Consider the following 20,157-nt stretch of genomic DNA (forward strand, 5'->3'; position numbering starts at 1 on the left):
AGGATCGTGGCCGAGCCACATCACCGTCGCGGCCGCTTTGGTTCGAAGCCTCCATCGCTGCCAGTCGGCGCCCGTTGGTGAAAAATGGCCCTGACTGTCGGTGTATTGGCCCGGGTCCAGATCGTAGCGTCTCAGGTAGGCCGGATTAAGGCGCTCATCGAGCGTAACCTGCCCACCATGGGCGATGCGTGCCCGTTCCCGTGTCTCGTCCTGATTGAAATCGCTCACCGCGCGGCTGACGACCGACAACTCGAACAGCAGCGCTGCACCAGTTGCCAGACATGTCGCGGCAATGCAGAGCATGAGCACCCAAAGAATCCGCCGTCCGACTGTCAGCGTGCGTGCCATCAAATCCCCTGGCGTCGCAATGTGATGAAACGAACCCGTGCCGTTCCAGCGCGGAATTTCAGCAAACGTTTCCGCTCCCCTCTTCAAACGATACAACTTCACGTGCCGGTGGTCCAGACCGCTGCGATGTTCCGGGGCCTCGACACGGGCGGCAATATGCACTGAAGTGGCATGCGTCAGGAAACCACGCAATGGTGAGCGCCAACGTGGAATGGCGCCGCGGATTTTGCATCGGAACGGCAGTTAGTTCGGATGGCAGCTTTTCACTCTGCGTGAGGGGATCAAGACAACGAGCATCTATCTTTATGCCGACGATGACCAACGGCATACCGAGACGGAGAAAAAGCATCGCGTCCACTGGCAATGTCTCGCGGCGTTATCCCCTTATCCCCGTCGAGGCCTTGGACAACAGCGATTGACCGCCTGGTGACGTTACCGACTATCTGGCAGTAGTCGGCCGATTCTGTTGAAAAAGTCGCCGTAGATGCGGATTGTTGGGTATCCTGGAAGACATCGAACGACGGGAGTGAATCGTCATGATGGGTCGATTGGACAGCGGACAGGACAAGCTCTTCTACTCGTTCAACCTCGACAACCACGTCCCGCAATCACACCTGTTGAGAGGCATTGATCGCTTCCTTGATCTGCGAGATCTGCGTCAGCACCTCGCACCGTTTTACAGCCCGATAGGCCGTCCATCAATTGACCCGGAGCTCATGATCCGGATGTTGATCGTGGGTTACTGCTTTGGCATCCGGTCCGAGCGACGTCTATGCGAAGAGGTGCATCTGAACCTCGCATACCGCTGGTTCTGCCGGTTAGGTCTGGAGGATGCCGTACCGGAACACTCGACGTTCTCAAAGAATCGTCACGGACGCTTTCGCGATAGCGATCTGTTGCGTCACGTGTTCGAATCTGTGCTGAGTCGCTGCATGGCCGAGGGCCTTGTCAAGGGTGAGGGATTCGCGATTGACGCAAGCATCATCAAGGCCGACGCGAGTCGTGCGAACGGAGTGCCGGGAACAGAACCTATCGACTGGGGACGTGCCGACGGCCAGAGCCGGGCTGTGCGGGAATATCTTGAGGCACTGGCGCAAACCAATCCGGTGGAAGCGGACACGTCAGAGCCAGCAGTGTCTTCGACACCTCCAAAGAAGATATCCCTGACTGATCCTGCTGCACGATGGACGGCTGCACCTGGTGGTCCCGCGTTCTTTGCCTATTCGACGAATTACCTGATTGACCTGCAGGCAGGGATCATTGTTGACGTTGAAGCGACGCCGGCGAACCAGTCCCAAGAGGTCGAATCAACCAGGACAATGATCGATCGTGTTGAACACCAACGGGACCTGAAGCCTCGCCGACTGGTAGGTGACACTGCATACGGCACAGCGGCGCTGCTTGGCTGGATGGTTGACGAGAAACACATCGAGCCGCACGTCTCGGTCTGGGATAAAACAACGCGCAAGGACAATACGTTCTCACGTAGCGAATTCATCTGGAATGAACAGGCCAACGAGTATCGATGTCCTGCGGGAAACGCGCTACGCAGCGACTGGCGTCCACTGAAGAATCCACGCACGCACATCACGAAAGCAGACACCATCGTCTACCGAGCAAGTCAGATGGACTGTGATGGCTGTTCGATGAAGGATCGATGTTGCCCGAATATGCAGTTTCGCAAAATCGTGCGCAGCATCCATGAAGCTGCACGTGATGAAGCGAGGCGCATCGCGACAACCCCAGAATACAAACAGTCGCGCCGGCAGCGAAAGAAGGTGGAAATGCTCTTCGCCCACCTCAAACGCATCCTCAAACTTGATCGCTTGCGACTGCGTGGTCCAAGCGGTGCCCATGATGAGTTTCTGATGGCAGCAACTGCGCAAAATCTGCGAAGAATGGCCAAATGGCTCATGCCTGACGGTAAGCAGACAAACCAGGCAGCTACATGACGAGAAACGGGGGCGTCGCGCCTTGCAGGAACGCCGCCTCCCTGAATTTTCCAGCTCGAAACGTATTGCCAAAGCCCGTGCCCCAAATCAAAACTCGACTTTTTCAACAGAATCGGCCAGTTTCCGTCGTTCGACCTGTCGATCTGCTTGGCCACAAAGCGGACATTGCCAATAAACCTCCTGCTCTACACCCCCGGGCACACTGATTTCTTGTAATGGGTGGCCCCATTCCTACCAGACATGCGGGATGAGACGATAGCGCACACGGCTTGCGTATTCGTTGTAGCCGTAAAGGTCGCGGCGCAAGATCTTTTCCTCATCAAGAAGCCGCCAGAAAAGCACCGGCAGGATTAGCGGGACGAGACAGATCGTGAGCCAAGAGCCGAGTGCAAGCGGCATGCCGATGAAAAGCCAGAGCGCGCCAGCGTACATCGGATGACGAACATACGCGTAGGGGCCCGTGTCGATCACTTTGTGATCATCCGCAACACTAACGTTGGCGGCTGCATAACTGTTGACCTTCAGCACCCAGAAAATAAAGAGGAATGACAATACGATCACCATTTCCCCTACAAAGGACAGGTAAGCAGGTACGGGTGAAAGTCCGACGCGATAGTCGAGTGGAGGTAGGGTGAGGAAGAGAAAAAAGGCTAGGATGATGAGCGACACGATGATCTTCTGCGACCATTCTTTCTCATGCTGTGGTCCGGCATTCATGCGGCGCTCGAGAAGCGGCCTGTCGTAGAGGGCGAGATAGACGGTGAAGCCAATGGTCGAGACGGAAAAGATTGCGATAAAGAGCCATCCTTGCCAGTAGCGCCACGTGCCCGCAGGCAAGAAAATGAAGGCGACGAATACAGCCATCCCCACTACTCCTTGGGCGATGGCTTTCTTGTAGAGCGGATCCATGACATGAATCGTATCCCCTCCGCTCCACCCCTGCAATGCGCGGCCTAAGCACGATCCGAACTCGGAGCGAACCTCGTTCGGTTCGGGTAAGCACGCGGGTTGCGCGGATAGATCTTTTCCCACATGACTTCTTGAACGGCCCCCGAGGCGCCCGAGATCTCTTTTGCCTCGCGGAAGATGGCCCGGCGCGAGTCCCTGAACGGCCGCTTCCTTGATTACCGACGACCGCTCTGGAGGGCGATGACCGATAGTTCAGGGTCGGACAGTGCCCGCTCACGACTCGCGCAGACTACATCTCCCTTCACTTGAAAGGAGATAGTCATGAAAGCAACTGACGAAGGAACCGCCGCTAGAACACCGTGGAACAAGGGCAAGCTCACTGGGCAGAAGGCTCCGCTGAAGCTTAAGGAAATCTGGGCCATTCGGATCCGTCTCCAGCTTTCGGAGCGAGTCCGCGACCTCGCAATTTTCAACCTGGCGATCGACAGCAAGTTGCGCGCATGCGATCTGACCAGGCTGCGAGTTTGCGACGTTTGCCATGGCACCAGGTCGCCAGCAGGGCTACGGTCATGCAGCAGAAAACGCAACGACCCGTGCAGTTCGAGATTACGCAGCAGACGCGGGACAGCGTAGAAGCGTGGATCAAGGCGGCGACACTGACTGCGCCCGACTTCCTGTTCCCAAGCCGTCTCCACGGATCGCCGCATATTTCGACGCGTCAGTACTCGCGGCTAGTGCACCGGTGGGTCGCATCGATCGGACTGGATGACTCCTCATACGGCACGTACACGATGCGTCGGACAAAGGCGTCGCTGATCTATCGCCGCACGAAAAACCTGCGCGCAGTTCAGTTGCTCCTTGGGCATACCAAGCTTGAGAGTACCGTGCGGTACCTTGGCATCGAAGTCGAAGATGCGCTTGAAATGGCGGAACAGACCGAGGTTTAATGTTCGCCCAGCCAGGCAGCGATCGACCCTTGGTCGCTGTCCGGCCAAAAACGGCCGGTCGACAAGCCAGGCTGAATCGTCGACAATTTAGTGCATCAGCATTTTGCCTACGTTCTCGACGATATTGACCTTTCCAAATCTACCTATGTCGTTTGAAACGGACCGTCTGGTCATCAGGTGCCCTCGGTCTGGTGACGGTCCTGAGCTATTCGACGCGACCGTCGACGCATTAACGGAACTGAGGCGCTTCCCAGCGTCCATGCCATGGGCGCTCGGAACACCATCAATTGATACGTCCGAGTCGTTTTGCCTTGCGGGTTCCGCAAATTTTCAAGCAAGAAAAGACTTTCCGTTTCTGTTTATCGATAAGACGTCACGCATCGTTGTGGGCTGCGGCGGTCTTCACCGGCCCAGATGGGCCGTTCCAGTTTTTGAACTCGGTTTTTGGGGAAGGTCGTCGCTTGTGGGGCGGGGGTTGTTCAGTGAAGCCGCCCATGGCTTGGCAAACTATGCTTTTTCCCGTTTCGGGGCGAAGCGAGTCGAGGCGATCTGCGACGATTTGAACGCAAGGAGCATTCGACTTTGTGAGCGCATTGGGATGCAACTAGAAGGTGTGTTGCGGCAGGAACGGCGCGCCCCGGACGGTAGTTTGCGAAACACGCGAGTCTATTCAAAACTAGCTTGAACTTGCGCTCGGTTGGGCAAGTGTCGGCTCATGAAGAGCCAATCATGAGGCGGCGCCGAACGGCTGATCATCGGTCCACTGGAGTCATTCAGAGTCAGGTTTCGCGCCCGTTGTCAGAGTAATTGGCAATAATCGTCCGTAGCGGCGCCATGCCGATGATCAGGGGGGGCGGCCCTTTTTTTCGGCTCTTTCACGACGCAGTTGCTCACACGACGATTTTTGGTACTTTTGAACAAGGTTGTCGGCGATCATATCCATGATGGGATACTGAGCGACGGCCACATCGGCGAGCAGCAACCCCGGTACCATCGCGAGCCATAGCAGACGCCTGTTCATCAGTTTGCGCCTGTGTCGTGATCAAACGGCTACTGGAATTAAGACGGGGTGCAGGCCCCAAAAAGCACGAACACATCTTCGCGGTTGACGAGCGTCGTGGACATCGTGCCCGCTTTTGTATCGAGCGCAACGCTCCAGGCATAGCCCAACTCGGTGCCTTGAAGAAGCAACTGCCCATCGCTGCGTTCCATGTGTTGGATTTCGGTCGTGCGCTGCGGCCCAGCAATGGTCTTCTTTGCGAAGTTGATGCGGATGAACTGCGGTGCGCCGAGCGTCGCGGGTAGCGTCCGGTAGCAAACCTCACCCACGTCACAGAAGTGCGTGTCGATGGTAGCGCACAACAACGGCTTGCTGCCGTCGAAGTCTGCGCTGAGCACCGTTGACGGCGTGGCACAAACCAGGACCGCGAGAGCGGTGGCCGACACAATCTTCAGCATGATGGCTCCTTCTGTCCTGGACGAACCAGTAAGCGAAAGCACAGTCACAGGTTCGGTGAGTGAAGTGCGACGGTTACTGGACGGTATAGCCGCGTCCGGTCATGCAAGCTGCGACTGCGCGGTTATAGGTAGCAAGCTGACTCGACGCCTGCTGCTGCATGCCTTGCTGCTGCGCGGCCATTTGTTGCTGCTCGCGCCGCATGCGCATGCCGCTCCCCATCGTGCCCACGAGCGCACCGATTCCTGCTCCCTCACCCCAGTGCCCCCCGGCCGCGCCGCCTATTAGTGTGCCGAACAGTGCGCCGCCTGCCGCGCCGCGCATCATCTGGCCCTGCTGCTGTGGGGGCGGGCTGTTCGCCATTCGCTCGGCGAGCGCGACAGGGTCGACCCCGGTAGTCTGCTGTGCCCACGAGTGGCATTCCGCCGTGTCGGTTTGCTGGCGCTCCAAGCTCTGACCGCGAGCGGGATAGATAATGGGTTGCTGCGCCTGTGATGCGAAACTGAGCGTGAGCATCGCCAGGCCAATCCAGTACCGAACAGTTCGTTGCATGGCTCAAAGTCCCATAAATCCTGGCGACCGGACGCCCACCTGAATGACCGGTGCTCATGCTCGGGCACCGATGCGAGCAACTCCAGAATGCCGCCCTCTTCACTACCCGGTGATGCACTTCGACGCAATCAACTCAATGGTCGATTGTCACGCGGCATGCCGGATCGCTCATCGATCTGAATGCATAGCGCTGCCGGTACCATTCTCAATGATGGTCGAAGAGCGTGATCTGGCCGCTTTTATAGAGCGCTCGGACCTTGGCCTTGAACGATGCCTTCGGCGTCTTTTTGCATTCGCCGACGATTAAGGCGACGGGCGTTGCGGTGTCGACTACCATCGTGTCGGTCTCGCGTACCCCGAGATGATCGACGCCCGCCACCCAGTAGACGAGGGCCGGTCGGTACACCTCATCGACCGCGACAAAGTCCTCGCATTTCATTTTCGCGGGACTTATTTCCTTGCCCGTTTGAGCCAAGGCGGAGAACTCTAAGCCAAGCCCTATGGCAAGTGCAGCAACAACGCTATATTTCATGATGCTTTCCTTACGACGGTGGTTCTGAGAGTTTGTCTGGTTGACATAAGCAATCGTCTTGCGGCCGCCGGATCTGGTCGCAGAACTTGCCGCGCTGTACGGCGACGCGGGCCGGGATCGCGTGGAAAGTTGAGGGAGGCGAGCTCGCGCGGGGGCGTCGCGATGGCAGCGGCCACCGCGAAGGTCGACTTTTTCCCGGAGTTGGAGCGAATAGCCTGACGCCCTAAGCGCTGATGCGATCGACGCCGGTGCGCTAACCTCTGAGACGCGTGATTTTCTGGCCTTGCAGCCCAAGACCGGCCATTAACCCTTGCTGCCCGAAAATGAACGCATAAACGTCGGACTGGAGCGTGGTCGTGGTCAGTGATCTCGCCTTTCCTGCATCCACGACGACGACGCTTGGGCCCATGCCGAGCGACCATCCATCGCTGCTATGGAGGTAATTCACCGCAGCGTCAGTCGTCAGGAACATGGCTTCCGCGAACGTCTGGACGCCGGCCTGCAACCCATACGACACGGCCGTGTTGTTATAAACGCCAGTGATTTTCCCGTTCTCGATCAGCACGCCGTCCCCCCCTTGCACGCCGGCGATAAAGCCTGCCTTAACCAGGTTTGGAAAGACGAGTATCGCCTTCGATCTATCGCCAATTTCTTTTGCCTTGGGTTCCTTTGCGTACAAGGTTTGCAGCGCAGCGAGACTGTCCTGCTTGAGAACGGCGTCCTCCGCCACCGGCGTGGCTGTCGTCGACTGGGACCCGGACATGGAACTCCCGCCAGTCGAACAGGCTGCGGCGACGGTCAGGAGTGAAAGAACTGCGACGTAGCGAACTGATTTAAGCATGCGCACTCCCTTTGGCGATTGCAACGCGGTAGCGAGCCGTCATCTGGCCTGCGACCCTTATTGGTTGGAATCAATATATGTAGCCGCGCCATTGAAAGGCAATTGGCCTTTGGTCTCATACAGGTCGATACGCAGTCGCACTGTGCATGCACTTCACGTACAAATTCGTGGGGGGCCTCACCAGAGGCGGCGTTATCGGCAACAGACGAATGCCGTGATACCCCTGACGCTATCCCGAATCCGGGAGGTACAGCGACAGACACAGCATCTAAATGCTGGTAGCGCACGCTACGTGGAGTGCGAACTGACGCTGACAATACGTGAACCACTGTCCGACCGCGATCCTGTTACTTCGGAAATCCCGTGGCAAATAGATGCGACAAAGCAAACTGTGTGCCGTCTGATGAGCGCGTGGACGAGGGGTACTGCTTGTTTCTATCGTATTTCTCGGAAGGCGAGCGCGTGACGGTCGGACAGACCTTCAATTGGGAAATGGTCGAACGAGCAGCCTTTGACGGTTTCAGACGAGATGTCATTTGATTTTGCCGCGTCAAAAATCAACCGGCTTCGCGTCCGCCAGTCGACGCACTCCAGTACGAAAAGCTTGCCCTTTCCGCGTTCGATTTATGTGACCGGCAGGTGGGTCAACTGGACACTTTGATCACACTTGCGTCATCGATAGTTAGAAATCCTGCGATTACACGCGACGAAAGAAAGCGTCATCGGACGCTGTTGGAATTGCTAGTGGACACGGCCGAGCAGTATCAGCAGGAACTCGAATGCGACCGCGAGTTGTTCCAGGTGATTGCACTCGACGCGAAGGGCATCCCGCGCAGCCGCCTCACGGCGCAACATGCGACGAACTTGCTGGCTGAAGCATCGCAGAGAGCAAGAGCGCCCATCGAAGAAGCAAACGCTTCGCCCCGCAAAAAGCCATCCACGAAAAGCGCGATGATCAGGTTGTCCTCCACTAGCGTGCAACAACCGTCCACTGCACCGCACTAAGCGATCAAATCAAGCACGACAGAACAGGCACAGCAGGAAGCACAAATAAAAAATGGCCGCAGCATCCGCTGCGGCCATCAACTCATCAACCAGCAATTTCAAGCTCTCAAACCAGCGCACCAACAATCACACACGCGCCGCTCAAAAAACCCTCAAACGATATTCATCGCCAACGCACTCTCGCGATAGTGCTGGCTCGCCTTGTCCGCATCGCCGAGCTGCTCATGCAAACGCGCCAACGCGCGATGCGAGCGAATCTTCAGCGTCTCGTTGTCCGCGAGTTTCAGCGCGCGTTCGAGGAACGATTGCGCCTTGCCCCACAATTGCTGATGCAGACACAAGCGGCCCAGCGCGAACATCAAGTCCGCATCTTCCGGACGATCCTTCTGCCACGCTTCGGCCTTCTGGATCAGCGGCAACGCGTCGCCTGCGGTCGTATCCGGATAGCGGCGCAGCAAGCGCGCGTCCCAGTTCTGCGCGAGCGCTTCCTCGACGATCTTGCGCGCTTCCTGCGGGCGGTTCAGCGCCACCAGCAGTTCGGCTGCGAGATCCGCGAGACGCGGTGAATGACGCTCGATGGGCGACAGCGAATTCCACAACTCCAGCAGCGCATCGGCATTGTGACGCCGGTCACGCAGCAGGTTTTCCGCCGCGAGTTGGCGCAAACGCACCGCCACCGCCGGATGAATCGCTTCGCGCTTTTCCAGCATCTTGACGAGCTTGAGCACTTCGCCCCAGTTCTTCAACTGCTGTTGCGCGCGCAACATGATCTGCTGCGCGTGAATGCGCCGCGCACCCTGCGACTGCATTTCAGTCAGCGCGGTCAGCGCGCCGTCCGCGTCACGGCCGTCGGCGCGCATGTCGGCGGTGGCCATCAGACGTGCGTCCTGCCAGTCGGCCTCGTTGATCTGAGCGAGCCATTCGTCGCGCCGCGCATATTCATGCATGCGATGCGCCGCGGTGGCCGCGATCAAACCGGCCGCGCCCTTGTTGTCGCCATTCGCGAGCGCGTCTTTGGCGGCTTTCTCAGCACGCGAAAAACGCCCGGCGTACAGGTTGCCGATCGCGTCACGCAGCGCGGCATGCGCTTTCGCGACACGCGAGCGCGCACGATAAGCGGCCACGCGTTGCGGCATGCGCCAGATATTGCGGAAGATGCGCAGCAGTGCATACATCAGGATGAATAGCACCACCAGCCCGACCACGAACAGATTCAGCGATATATCGACGCGGTACGGCGGATAGATCAACAGCACCTGCCCCATGTCGAAGCGTCCGACCACCGCCAGCACCACCGCGATGGCGAACAGCAACGCAAGCCATAGAAGTCCCCGGATCGCCATGATTAACCTCGGCTCCGGTATTGATTGACGGCCTGCAGGCTCGTGTTCAGATTCGGCAGTTCAACCGCGGCCGAGCCCGCTTGCACCTGCTTGACGAGATCCGCGACGGTCTGCGTTTTCTTCGACGAATTGTCGAAGTAGCGCGTCAATGCATTTTGCGCCGCCTGCAGGTCGGACTTCAGCGTGGTCTCGTTGCGCGAGAGCAAGGCGAGACGCGCCGACAGCAAACGCAGCTTGAGATTCTCGCGCACGAAGTAGCCCTGATCGGGCGTGACCAGCATCGCGTCGGCGTTGTCGATGCGGCGCACCTGCACGAGGCTCGTCAACTGCTGGCCGATGCCGGTGCTCACTTCACGCCACCACACCTTCCAGCGCGGCTCGCCGGTGGCGGCGGCCACCTTCGCCGTGTCGGCCCAGGTCGCGGCTTGCGGCGTGGCATGGGCGATCGGTGCTTCGCCCGAGAGCGGCAGCTCGTCGACCTGGTCGATCGCGTTGTCGAGCTTGATGGCCATGCCCGTGAGATCGGTGGAAGGCGCGGCCTTGAGTTTGTCGATGTCCTGCGCGATGGCCTTGCGCACGGTCGCCGCTTGCGGACTGTCCGAGGCGGCGAGACGCGTGTCGGCGCTTTGCAGCGCGAACAGCGCGAGCTGCGTGTTGCCGGTGAGCTGCAACTGCTGGCTGGCTGCGGAGAGCATCTGGCCGACTTCGGCGAGCGTCCAGTCGTCGCGATTGCGCGCGAGATCCGCGTACTGCTGTTGCAGCGCCTGCTGCCCGGCTTGCGCATCGGCGAGCTTGCCTTCGAGTTGCGCGACCTGCGAGTCCGACTGATGCACGGTGGCGAGCGCCTGATCCGTCTTGATGCGCAGCTCGTTGGTCTGCGTGTCGTTGGCTTGCTGGCGCTGCACGATCTGCTGCTCCGTGCGCTCCACCTTGCGATTAAGCGCATAGCCGCCCACGCCCGCGGCACAAGCAATGATCACGACGACAAACCACAGCAGCGGTCCGCTCGCGCTATGGCGCTTTTGCGCTTCGTAGGGCGTGAAGGGTTGATTCGGCGGCAACGCAGTGGTCGCGGCCGGCTGGGGTGAAGCGTTCGTGGATGCGTTCGTTTCAGTCATGCGTGATTTAGCCGGTGAATGAGCCGGATTGGACGATACCGGTTGGACTACGGGCGGGACGGCGGCAATCAGCGCTCGGGCAATGCGCTCATCGCCCGCGCCGGACACCGTCATGCTATCAAAACCCAATGCCCGCGCGGTCTGCGCGATACGGGGATGCGGCGTGACGAGCGTGGCGCGTTTGAGCTGCACGATCTCGTCGGCGGTGAGGTGGTCTTGCGCCAGTTCGTGCAGATTGCGCACGCCTTCGGAACTGGTGAGCAGCCACACGTGCGGCACGCCCGCGAGCAACTCGTGCACGCGCGCCCAGCCGCCGATCGACGGTTCCGGCACGAGGCGCCGGTACGCCGCGACCGTGTCGACTTCGGCGCCCGCTTCGCGCAGACGGTCGGCCAGCCACTCGCGGCCGCCGTCGCCGCGTACGATCAGCACACGCTTGCCTTCGAGGCTGGTCGCATCAAGCGCGGTGTCGATCGCCGCGAAGAGGCCTTCGGAATCGAAGCGCGCGGTGTCTTCATCGGCGCCAGACGGCGGACTGATCACGTTGTACGCCGGTGCCGCGACGCCGTGGCGCGCCAGCGCCTGCACGCTGCCCGGTCCGACGACGCCGATCGGCAGCGCATGCGGCCAGATCGCGTCGCTGCGGGCAAACGCGTGATCGACGGCATTCGGCGATACGAACACGACAAGCGCATAGCGTTCGAGCGAAGCCAACGCGGCGCGCAACGGCGCGTCGTCGGTGACGGGCGCGATGTCGATCAGCGGAAAGTCGAGCGTGGCGATGCCGGCCGCGGCGAGTCGCGCGATCAGTTCGTTCGACTGACCGGCCGGTCGCGTAATCACGACCGTGAACGCCGCCTTGTCGACGGATGGGGATGTGTTGCCGGGGATATCGGCCGCCATCACTCGCCGGACGCCGCGCTGTCCGCCGCGCCGTCTTCCGCCGTGCCCTGCTTCGCAGCGGCGGGACCGCCGGCGGTGCTGAGCGCGCGAACGATCTCCATCGCCCCCTGCTGCTCGAGCGCGCTCGCCACTTCCTGGCCGAGCGCAATGGCGCGTTCGACGCTGGGCGCGGGCGCCGACGCCTGCGCGCTCAACACACGCTGCCCGTCGGGCGTGGCGACGATGCCGCGCAGATGCAGCGCGCCGTCACGCCACGTGGCATACGCGGCGAGCGGCACTTCGCAACTGCCGCCGAGCGCGCGCGAGACCATGCGCTCCGCTTCGACGGCGGCTGCCGTGTGGTCGTGATGCAACGGTGCGAGCCATGCCGCAAGGTCCGCGCGGTCGGCGCGAATCTCGATGCCGAGCGCGCCCTGGCCTGCCGCGGGCAGGCTGTCTTCGGGATCGAGCAGCGCGCGGATGCGCTCGCCCAGACCCAGACGCTTCAGACCGGCTGCGGCCAGAATGATCGCCGCGTAATCGCCGCGATCGAGTTTCGACAGACGCGTGTCCAGATTGCCGCGCAACGGCCGCACTTCGAGGTGCGGATAACGCATGCGCAGCATGGCCTCGCGCCGCAGGCTGGAGGTGCCGACCACGGCGCCGGCCGGCAGCGCGGCGAGCGAGTCGTAGTCGTTGGAGACCAGCGCGTCGCGCGGATCTTCGCGCTCCATGATGGTGGACAGCGCAAAGCCTTCGGGCAATTCCATCGGCACGTCTTTGAGCGAGTGCACGGCGAGGTCGGCGCGGCCATCGGCGAGAGCGGCTTCCAGTTCCTTCACGAAGAGGCCCTTACCACCAACCTTCGACAAAGTGCGATCGAGAATTTGATCGCCACGAGTTGTCATTCCGAGGATTTTTACGTCACAAGATGGATATAATTTGTGCAGCGCACATCGCACATGCTCCGCTTGCCACATGGCCAGGCGGCTTTCTCGCGACGCAATCACAAGCGTGTGGGGTGGCGTGGAAAACGTCTCGGTGTTCATTAGCTTGCTGATCGAATGACGGGATGTAATAACGAACAATGTTAGCACGCGCCCTTGCGTCTCAAGACGCGGCCAAGCGCCGTGCTGAAGCGGTATCGATGGAGGAGACGGGCTTCGCGCGGCGCGCGCGTGCCCCATCCCAGCCTGTTCACGCACGGTCGTTCGCGCACCGGGCCGCCGCATGCGGGATGATGCAATGCGGCCTGACGTCGCTCAGGTGCCGCAGGTGCCTCGAACAAGTGTCGTGCGGATGCGCGGCACCGTTCAGGCGCACAGTCTCCTCTCAGGCGTATCGCCATCGGCGCATGCCGTTTCGCGCAGTTCCCTTTGCAGTTCACGTTGCAGTTCATAATGCAGTTCCGCAGTAGCAGTTCATCACTCAACAGACCCTGGCTTCCCTGAGGAAACCCATCGTGACGTCTTCCGGATCGGCGCGCCCTGCCCGCCGCAACACTGCATCGCCCAACGCTCGCGCGGCCGACGCCGCCAAGCCCGCTGCCTCTGCCGCCGCATCGGCTACAAACGCTGCTGAGCCGACATCGGCCAAACGCGCCGGCAAACCCGCCCAGGCTGCTCACGCCGCCAAAGCCGGCAAGGCCGCCAAAGCCTCCACGCCCGTCAAGACGGACAAGGCTGTGAAGGCAGTCAAAACGGATAAGACGACGCAAGCCGCATCCACCGCCAAGACGCAAAAACCCGCCAAGGGCGGCTCCACGAAGATCAAGGTTGTTGCCGACGCGCCGCAAGCGCCCGCGCTGCAGGCTGTGTCGGAGGAATCGTCTTCGCCCGCTTCCGCTTCCACGCCGAAGGGCAATGGCCGCACGCGCGAGGACAAGGACCATCCGCTGTTCCAGGACATCCGTTACCTCGGACGCCTGCTCGGCGACGTGCTGCGCGAGCAGGAAGGCGACGCGGTGTTCGACGTCGTCGAAACGATCCGTCAGACCGCCGTGCGCTTTCGCCGCGAAGACGACAGCGCCGCCGCGCAAACGCTCGACAAGAAACTGCGCTCGCTGAGCCCGGAACAGACGGTCAGCGTGGTGCGCGCGTTCAGCTACTTTTCGCATCTCGCGAACATTGCTGAAGACCGCCACCGCAATCGCCGCCACCGGATTCACGCGCTGGCCGGCTCGACCTCGCAACCGGGCACGATCGCCCATGCGCTCGAACGCCTCGTCGAAGCCAACGCGGCCGCCACGCCCGTCCTGCAGCAGTTCTTCAACGACGCGTTGATCGTGCCGGTGCTCACCGCGCACCCCACCGAAGTACAGCGCAAGAGCATTCTCGATGCGCAGCACGACGTCGCGCGCCTGCTCGCCGAACGCGACCAGCAGTTGACCGACCGCGAACGCGCCCACAACGAAGCGATGCTGCGCGCCCGCGTCACGTCGCTGTGGCAAACGCGCATGCTGCGCGATTCGCGCCTCTCCGTGGCGGACGAAATCGAGAACGCGCTGTCGTACTACCGCGCTACCTTCCTCGAAGAAATCCCGGCGCTCTACGCCGATATCGAAGAAGCGCTCACCGAGCACGGCATCGACGCACGCCTGCCGCCGTTCTTCCAGATGGGCAGTTGGATCGGCGGCGACCGCGACGGCAATCCGAACGTCACGGCCGAAACGCTCGAAAACGCCATCACCCGCCAGGCCGCGGTGATCTTCGAGCACTACATGGAGCAGGTGCACAAGCTCGGCGCCGAGTTGTCGGTGTCGAACCTGCTGGCCGGCGCCAGCGACGCCCTGAAGGAACTCGCCGCCGCCTCGCCCGACCAGTCGCCGCACCGTACCGACGAGCCGTATCGCCGCGCCTTGATCGGCATGTACACGCGGCTCGCCGCGAGCGCGCGCGTGCGCCTCGGCGAAGGCAGCGTGCCGGTGCGCAGCGCGGGCCGCGGCGCGGCACCGATACGCGCCAAGCCGTACGCCGACTCGTCCGAATTCGAGCGCGACCTGCACGTGCTGATCGATTCGCTCGCCGAGCATCATGGCGCGCCACTCGCCGCACCGCGTCTGTCGCCGCTCGCGCGCGCCGCCGAAGTGTTCGGTTTCCATCTGGCGAGCATCGACTTGCGCCAGAGCTCCGATATTCACGAAGCGGTGATCGCCGAACTGCTCAAGCGCGCGGGCGTCGAGGACGACTACGCGGCACTCACGGAAGAAGAAAAGCTCAAGGTGCTGCTCGCCGAACTGGCGCAGCCGCGTTCGTTGCGTCTGCCGTACGCGGAGTACTCCGATCTCGTGAAGAGCGAACTCGGCGTGCTCGAAGAAGCGCGCATCACGCGTGAAAAATTCGGCGCGCGCGCGGTGCGCAACTACATCATCTCGCACACGGAGACCGTGAGCGATCTGGTCGAAGTGATGTTGCTGCAAAAGGAAACCGGCCTGCTGCACGGACGCCTGGGCGATGCTAACGATCCGGCGCAAGCAGGGCTGATGGTGATCCCGTTGTTCGAAACGATCCCCGACTTGCGCAACGCGCCGCACATCATGCGCGATCTGATCGCGCTGCCGGGCGTCGATGCGCTGATCGAGCATCAAGGCAACGAGCAGGAAGTGATGCTCGGCTATTCGGACAGCAACAAGGACGGCGGCTTCCTCACGTCGAACTGGGAGCTGTACCGCGCCGAACTCGCGCTCGTGTCGCTCTTCAACGAACGCGGCGTGACGCTGCGTCTGTTCCATGGACGCGGAGGCACCGTCGGCCGTGGCGGCGGTCCGACCTATCAGGCGATTCTGTCGCAGCCGCCGGGCACCGTCGACGGCCAGATTCGTTTGACCGAACAGGGCGAAGTGATCGCGAGCAAGTTCGGCAATCCGGAGATCGGCCGGCGCAACCTGGAAACGGTGGTCGCCGCGACGCTCGAAGCATCGTTGCTGCCGCACGGCATCGCGCCGGCGCAACTGCCCGCGTTCGAAGAAACGATGCAGCAGTTGTCCGACGCGGCGATGGCTTCCTACCGCGCGCTGGTCTACGAAACGCCGGGCTTCAAGGAGTACTTCTTCGAGTCGACGCCGATCGCGGAGATCGCCGAATTGAACATCGGCAGCCGGCCGGCTTCGCGCAAACTGCAGGATCCGAAGCAACGCAAGATCGAAGATCTGCGTGCGATCCCGTGGGGTTTCTCGTGGGGCCAATGCCGTTTGCTGCTGACCGGCTGGTACGGTTTCGGCAGCGCGGTGGCCGCGCATCTGGACAGCGCGCCGAGCGACGCCGAACGCACGCGCCGTCTCGCGCTGCTGAAGAAGATGCACAAGACGTGGCCGTTCTTCGCGAACCTGCTGTCGAACATGGACATGGTGCTGGCGAAGACCGATCTCGCGGTCGCCTCGCGCTACGCACAGCTCGTGTCGGACAAGAAGCTGCGCAAGCACGTGTTCGAGCGGATCGTCGCGGAGTGGGAGCGTACGTCGAAGGTGTTGTCGGAGATCACGGGCAAGAGCGAGCGGCTCGCGGAGAATCCGCTGCTCGCGCGTTCGATCAAGAACCGCTTCCCGTATCTCGATCCGCTGAATCACTTGCAGGTGGAGTTGCTCAAGCGTCACCGCGGGGGTGACACCAACGCGCGCGTGCGGCGCGGGATTCATTTGAGCATCAACGGGATTGCGGCGGGCTTGCGCAATACGGGCTAAGCGCGAACGCGGTTAATCGCACGCATTTGAGCACACAAGCCGGGCGCGACGCAGTTCGTCGCGCCCGGCTTTTTTCATTGCGCTTCGATCATCAACGCGTCGAGCTTGAATGAGCCGTCTTCCTGCACGTCGAAATATTGCCGGACTTCATCCGGCGAGTGGGCCCACAGCGAGCGAATCGCCACCACACGCGGCTCCGGCGTGCGCATGCGCGCCACCCACGAACTGAACTCGATGTCGATACGCCAACGCTCGCGAATCGATGCACTGAACCCGGCCGCTGCAAACAACGCGATCCACTCGTCGGCACGGTAATCGCGAATATGCGAGCCGTCGCGCAACAACTCGATGGCCTGAATATGCGTGTCGAGCAACGGATGATCGCTGCCGGCGATATCGATGAACAACACCCTGCCGCCCGGCTTCAGCACGCGCCGCACTTCGGCGAGCGCGAGCGGCACGTCGTGCCAGTGATGCGAGCTCATCCGGCTGATCACCCAGTCGAACGAATGATCGGCGAACGGCAGCACCTCGGCCGCGCCCTGTTGCGTGCGAATGTTGGCAAGACCGCGCTCCTTCGCGGCGCCTTCCACCGTCGCCAGCATTGGCGGCGCGATGTCGTAGGCGACCACTGCTTTGGCGTGCGGCGCGACCGCGAAACTCGCGTGGCCCGCACCGCAACCCATGTCGAGCACCGTCGCATCCGCCGTCGCCGCGATCGATTCGGCCAGCGTCCGCAGATCGGCGCCGGTGGCATGGGTCTGGCTCGTCAAATACGCGGCGGCGGTCGAGCCGAAAGCGTCGGCGACCTGATCGTGATGCTTCATGGGAGGCTCCAGTTATGTATTCGGGGTAGCGCAGGAAGGCGTTGCGCCATTCCAGCCGCTACAATAGAGCCGGCTGTGTACCAGTACAAGTTAAGCAATTATTCTGGTATCTCTATTACCTCCCTCCACTTCGTCCACCTGCGCCGAACAGAATGACCACGCCGTCTTCCGCCGACAACCCGCCGCCGCTCGACGCCACCCCGGCCCGCGCGCTCGGCGACTTCATCCGCGCTCACCGGGAGCGGCTTTCGCCGCAAGCGGTCGGCCTCCCGCCCGGTCCGCGCCGCCGCACGCCCGGATTGCGGCGCGAGGAAGTGGCGCAACTGTGCGGCGTGAGTCCGACCTGGTACACGTGGATCGAACAGGGGCGCCCGGTCTCCGCTTCCGCCGACGCGCTGGCGCGCATCGCGGTCGCATTGCAACTGTCGCGCGCCGAGCGGGCCTATCTGTTCGAACTGGCCGCCCAGCGCGACCCGGCGGAGCCCGATCCGGCTGCCGCCGACGCGCCCGCTACCCTGCTGGAAACCGTGCAGCTCGTGAGCGCGCCGGCCTACGTCCTCGACCGCCAGTGGAATGCGCTCGCATGGAACGAGCGCGCCACGGACCTGTTCGTCGGCTGGCTGGACGGCGCGCACGACCGCAACCTGCTGCGCTACACCTTCACGGAGCCGGCCGCGCGCGAGCTGATCGCCGATTGGGAGACGCGCGCGCGGCGGCTCGCCGCCGAATTCCGCGCCGACTCGATCCGCCATCTGAACGACGCGCCCACCCGCGCGCTGATCGACTCGCTGACCGCCGCGAGCGACGCGTTCGCGCGCTTCTGGGCCTCGCAGGACGTGGGCGGTCGCGAAGGCGGACGGCGCGAGTTCAACCATCCGCGCGACGGCCGCATCGTGTACGACCAGATCACGTTCAAACCCGCGCATCGCGAGGATCTGAAGCTGGTGGTGCTGGTGCGCGAGTAGGCGTCGGCGGCGCGACGGCCGTGGCGTCACACGCACTCGACGTGCGCGCCCCAGCCGCCATCTGTATCGCCCGACCTGGGCTGTGCCGGCGAGGCGCCGCCCGTGTTCGCGTAAGCTGCCCGTGCCAACTTCGGCTGTGTCGCGTACGGGACTTGAAAGCCTGCCGAGTCTTTCCGGCCCGCGCCCAGTGTTAAAATCCCTGTCTTTCCTCGCTTCGGCGGCACCTTTGCACGGCACGTGCATTTGCGTCGTCAGCCTCCTCACCGCTCGCTTAACTGCCCAACACCATGACGTCCCAACTGCACAAAAAAGGCGAAGCCTGGTCGGCTCGCTTCTCGGAGCCGATGTCGGAGCTTGTCAAACGCTACACGTCGTCGGTTTTCTTCGACAAGCGTCTGGCGCTCGTCGATATCGAAGGGTCGCTCGCGCACGCCTCGATGCTGGCCGCGCAGAAGATCATCGCCGCCGACGACCTCGCCGCGATTCAACGCGGCATGGCGCAGATCAAGGGCGAAATCGAGCGAGGCGAGTTCGAGTGGCAACTCGATCTGGAAGACGTGCACCTGAACATCGAAGCGCGCCTGACCGCACTGATCGGCGACGCCGGCAAGCGCCTGCACACCGGCCGCTCGCGTAACGACCAGGTCGCGACGGATATCCGCTTGTGGCTGCGCGGCGAGATCGACCGGATCGGCGGCTTGCTGACCGAACTGCGCACGGCCTTGCTCGACATGGCGGAGAAGAACGCCTCGACCATCATGCCGGGCTTCACGCACTTGCAAGTGGCGCAGCCGGTCACGTTCGGCCACCACCTGCTCGCTTACGTCGAAATGTTTTCGCGCGACGCCGAGCGCATGATCGATTGCCGCAAGCGCGTGAACCGTCTGCCGCTCGGCGCGGCCGCGCTCGCCGGGACGAGCTATCCGATCGACCGTCACGCGGTGGCGAAGACGCTGGGCTTCGACGGCATCTGCGCGAACTCGCTGGACGCGGTGTCCGACCGTGACTTCGCAATCGAATTCACGGCGGCGTCGGCACTCGTGATGACGCACATCTCGCGCTTCTCCGAAGAGCTCGTGCTGTGGATGAGCCCGCGCGTCGGCTTCATTGATCTGGCGGACCGCTTCTGCACCGGTTCGTCGATCATGCCGCAGAAGAAGAACCCGGACGTGCCCGAACTCGCGCGCGGCAAGACCGGCCGTGTGAACGGCCATCTGATCGCGCTGCTGACGCTGATGAAAGGCCAGCCGCTCGCGTACAACAAGGACAATCAGGAAGACAAGGAGCCGCTGTTCGACACCGTCGATACGGTCGCGGATACGCTGCGCATCTTCGCTGAAATGGTCGCCGGTATTTCAGTGAAGCCGCAGGCTATGCGCGACGCTGCGCTGCAAGGCTTCTCGACGGCTACCGATCTGGCCGACTACCTCGTCAAGCGCGGCCTGCCGTTCCGCGATGCGCACGAAGCGGTGGCGCTGGCCGTGCGCGTGTGCGCGGATCGCGGTTGCGATCTGGCGGATTTGACGCTCGACGAAATGCGTCAGGAACTGCCGAACGTCGCGCATCTGATCGGCGAGGACGTGTTCTCGTATCTGACGCTGGAAGGCTCGGTGGCGAGCCGCAATCATCCGGGCGGCACGGCGCCGGAGCAGGTGCTGGCGGCGGTGAAGGCGGCACGTGCAGCGTTGAAATAAACGGCTGCTCGGCATGCGGTGAGCAGGCATCACGCGCTCGTCGCTTGCTTGTCTCTTGTTCGCATCTTGCGGATAGAAAGGCGAATTCGTTGTCGGGTTCGCCTCTTG

At 61.9% G+C, this 20,157-nt stretch carries 16 protein-coding genes and 2 pseudogenes; 7 read left to right on the forward strand and 11 right to left on the reverse strand.

Annotated elements, in window-relative coordinates; genetic code table 11:
* On the reverse strand, positions 1-540 hold a 540-nt coding region (locus PQR42_RS13810; protein WP_408493652.1), incomplete at its 3' end, for a hypothetical protein.
* 344 nt (positions 541-884) lie between these two features.
* Here PQR42_RS13810 and PQR42_RS13815 point away from each other — a divergent pair.
* Positions 885-2,300, forward strand: a complete 1,416-nt coding sequence (locus tag PQR42_RS13815) for an IS1182 family transposase (RefSeq protein ID WP_144140717.1) — start codon at positions 885-887, stop codon at positions 2,298-2,300.
* 231 nt (positions 2,301-2,531) lie between these two features.
* On the opposite strand, the gene PQR42_RS13820 is transcribed toward PQR42_RS13815, so the two are convergent.
* Positions 2,532-3,209 (reverse strand): methyltransferase family protein, encoded by a 678-nt coding sequence (locus tag PQR42_RS13820; protein ID WP_408385524.1) that lies wholly within the window; start codon positions 3,207-3,209, stop codon positions 2,532-2,534.
* Between the two features lie 321 nt (positions 3,210-3,530).
* Between PQR42_RS13820 and PQR42_RS13825 the strand changes: the two are divergent.
* Both PQR42_RS13825 and PQR42_RS13830 read left to right on the forward strand, forming a co-directional pair.
* A pseudogene (locus PQR42_RS13825) lies at positions 3,531-4,156 on the forward strand (tyrosine-type recombinase/integrase).
* Between the two features lie 145 nt (positions 4,157-4,301).
* Entirely contained in the window at positions 4,302-4,841 is a 540-nt protein-coding gene (locus tag PQR42_RS13830; RefSeq protein WP_408385522.1) for a GNAT family N-acetyltransferase, read from the forward strand.
* Positions 4,842-5,000: 159 nt separating this feature from the next.
* On the opposite strand, the gene PQR42_RS13835 is transcribed toward PQR42_RS13830, so the two are convergent.
* From PQR42_RS13835 to PQR42_RS13855, 5 genes are all read right to left on the reverse strand, one after another.
* Complete coding sequence (locus PQR42_RS13835) at positions 5,001-5,177, reverse strand: hypothetical protein (RefSeq protein ID WP_408210082.1); 177 nt, start codon at positions 5,175-5,177, stop codon at positions 5,001-5,003.
* Positions 5,178-5,215: 38 nt separating this feature from the next.
* Positions 5,216-5,614 (reverse strand): hypothetical protein, encoded by a 399-nt coding sequence (locus PQR42_RS13840; protein ID WP_408210080.1) that lies wholly within the window; start codon positions 5,612-5,614, stop codon positions 5,216-5,218.
* 73 nt (positions 5,615-5,687) lie between these two features.
* The gene (locus PQR42_RS13845) at positions 5,688-6,164 is read right to left on the reverse strand and encodes a glycine zipper family protein (protein WP_408385520.1); all 477 of its coding nucleotides are present in this window, start codon (positions 6,162-6,164) and stop codon (positions 5,688-5,690) included.
* A gap of 205 nt (positions 6,165-6,369) precedes the next feature.
* Positions 6,370-6,696 (reverse strand): HdeA/HdeB family chaperone, encoded by a 327-nt coding sequence (locus PQR42_RS13850; RefSeq protein WP_408210076.1) that lies wholly within the window; start codon positions 6,694-6,696, stop codon positions 6,370-6,372.
* A 253-nt stretch (positions 6,697-6,949) separates the two neighbouring features.
* On the reverse strand, positions 6,950-7,459 hold the full coding sequence (locus tag PQR42_RS13855) for a lipid-binding SYLF domain-containing protein (protein WP_408385518.1): 510 nt from the start codon (positions 7,457-7,459) through the stop codon (positions 6,950-6,952).
* 627 nt (positions 7,460-8,086) lie between these two features.
* On the opposite strand from PQR42_RS13855, the pseudogene PQR42_RS13860 reads away from it, so the two are divergent.
* Positions 8,087-8,542 (forward strand): annotated as a pseudogene (locus PQR42_RS13860) (hypothetical protein); the annotation flags it as partial.
* Positions 8,543-8,694: 152 nt separating this feature from the next.
* Here the strand turns inward: PQR42_RS13860 and PQR42_RS13865 are convergent.
* The 3 genes from PQR42_RS13865 to hemC are packed head-to-tail and all read right to left on the reverse strand — an operon-like array spanning position 8,695 to position 12,934.
* Positions 8,695-9,885 carry a heme biosynthesis protein HemY gene (locus PQR42_RS13865; protein ID WP_408210070.1) on the reverse strand — a complete coding sequence of 397 codons (1,191 nt, stop codon included), beginning with the start codon at positions 9,883-9,885 and terminating at the stop codon, positions 8,695-8,697.
* Between the two features lie 2 nt (positions 9,886-9,887).
* Positions 9,888-11,906, reverse strand: a complete 2,019-nt coding sequence (gene hemDX, locus PQR42_RS13870) for a fused uroporphyrinogen-III synthase HemD/membrane protein HemX (RefSeq protein ID WP_408385516.1) — start codon at positions 11,904-11,906, stop codon at positions 9,888-9,890.
* On the reverse strand, positions 11,906-12,934 hold the full coding sequence (gene hemC, locus PQR42_RS13875; protein ID WP_408236295.1) for a hydroxymethylbilane synthase: 1,029 nt from the start codon (positions 12,932-12,934) through the stop codon (positions 11,906-11,908). Before hemC ends, hemDX begins: the two co-directional genes overlap by 1 nt.
* Positions 12,935-13,347: 413 nt before the next feature.
* On the opposite strand from hemC, the gene ppc reads away from it, so the two are divergent.
* Complete coding sequence (ppc, locus tag PQR42_RS13880) at positions 13,348-16,563, forward strand: phosphoenolpyruvate carboxylase (RefSeq protein ID WP_408385513.1); 3,216 nt, start codon at positions 13,348-13,350, stop codon at positions 16,561-16,563.
* A gap of 74 nt (positions 16,564-16,637) precedes the next feature.
* On the opposite strand, the gene PQR42_RS13885 is transcribed toward ppc, so the two are convergent.
* Positions 16,638-17,390, reverse strand: a complete 753-nt coding sequence (locus tag PQR42_RS13885) for a class I SAM-dependent methyltransferase (RefSeq protein ID WP_408385511.1) — start codon at positions 17,388-17,390, stop codon at positions 16,638-16,640.
* Positions 17,391-17,542: 152 nt separating this feature from the next.
* On the opposite strand from PQR42_RS13885, the gene PQR42_RS13890 reads away from it, so the two are divergent.
* Positions 17,543-18,355 (forward strand): helix-turn-helix transcriptional regulator, encoded by an 813-nt coding sequence (locus PQR42_RS13890; protein WP_408210056.1) that lies wholly within the window; start codon positions 17,543-17,545, stop codon positions 18,353-18,355.
* Between the two features lie 287 nt (positions 18,356-18,642).
* Positions 18,643-20,049 (forward strand): argininosuccinate lyase, encoded by a 1,407-nt coding sequence (gene argH, locus PQR42_RS13895; protein WP_408210053.1) that lies wholly within the window; start codon positions 18,643-18,645, stop codon positions 20,047-20,049.
* Positions 20,050-20,157: the final 108 nt, after the last annotated feature.

The sequence above is a fragment of the Paraburkholderia sediminicola genome, assembly GCF_046027355.1.
GTDB classification, from domain to species: Bacteria; Pseudomonadota; Gammaproteobacteria; order Burkholderiales; family Burkholderiaceae; genus Paraburkholderia; species Paraburkholderia sediminicola_B.

Coding starts and splice junctions, on each gene's coding strand:
- PQR42_RS13815 (WP_144140717.1), top strand. CDS start 885: ATGATGGGTCGATTGGACAGCGGACAGGACAAGCTCTTCTACTCGTTC.
- PQR42_RS13820 (WP_408385524.1), bottom strand. CDS start 3,209: ATGGATCCGCTCTACAAGAAAGCCATCGCCCAAGGAGTAGTGGGGATG.
- PQR42_RS13830 (WP_408385522.1), top strand. CDS start 4,302: ATGTCGTTTGAAACGGACCGTCTGGTCATCAGGTGCCCTCGGTCTGGT.
- PQR42_RS13835 (WP_408210082.1), bottom strand. CDS start 5,177: ATGAACAGGCGTCTGCTATGGCTCGCGATGGTACCGGGGTTGCTGCTC.
- PQR42_RS13840 (WP_408210080.1), bottom strand. CDS start 5,614: ATGCTGAAGATTGTGTCGGCCACCGCTCTCGCGGTCCTGGTTTGTGCC.
- PQR42_RS13845 (WP_408385520.1), bottom strand. CDS start 6,164: ATGCAACGAACTGTTCGGTACTGGATTGGCCTGGCGATGCTCACGCTC.
- PQR42_RS13850 (WP_408210076.1), bottom strand. CDS start 6,696: ATGAAATATAGCGTTGTTGCTGCACTTGCCATAGGGCTTGGCTTAGAG.
- PQR42_RS13855 (WP_408385518.1), bottom strand. CDS start 7,459: ATGTCCGGGTCCCAGTCGACGACAGCCACGCCGGTGGCGGAGGACGCC.
- PQR42_RS13865 (WP_408210070.1), bottom strand. CDS start 9,885: ATGGCGATCCGGGGACTTCTATGGCTTGCGTTGCTGTTCGCCATCGCG.
- hemDX (WP_408385516.1), bottom strand. CDS start 11,906: ATGGCGGCCGATATCCCCGGCAACACATCCCCATCCGTCGACAAGGCG.
- hemC (WP_408236295.1), bottom strand. CDS start 12,934: ATGAACACCGAGACGTTTTCCACGCCACCCCACACGCTTGTGATTGCG.
- PQR42_RS13885 (WP_408385511.1), bottom strand. CDS start 17,390: ATGAAGCATCACGATCAGGTCGCCGACGCTTTCGGCTCGACCGCCGCC.
- PQR42_RS13890 (WP_408210056.1), top strand. CDS start 17,543: ATGACCACGCCGTCTTCCGCCGACAACCCGCCGCCGCTCGACGCCACC.
- argH (WP_408210053.1), top strand. CDS start 18,643: ATGACGTCCCAACTGCACAAAAAAGGCGAAGCCTGGTCGGCTCGCTTC.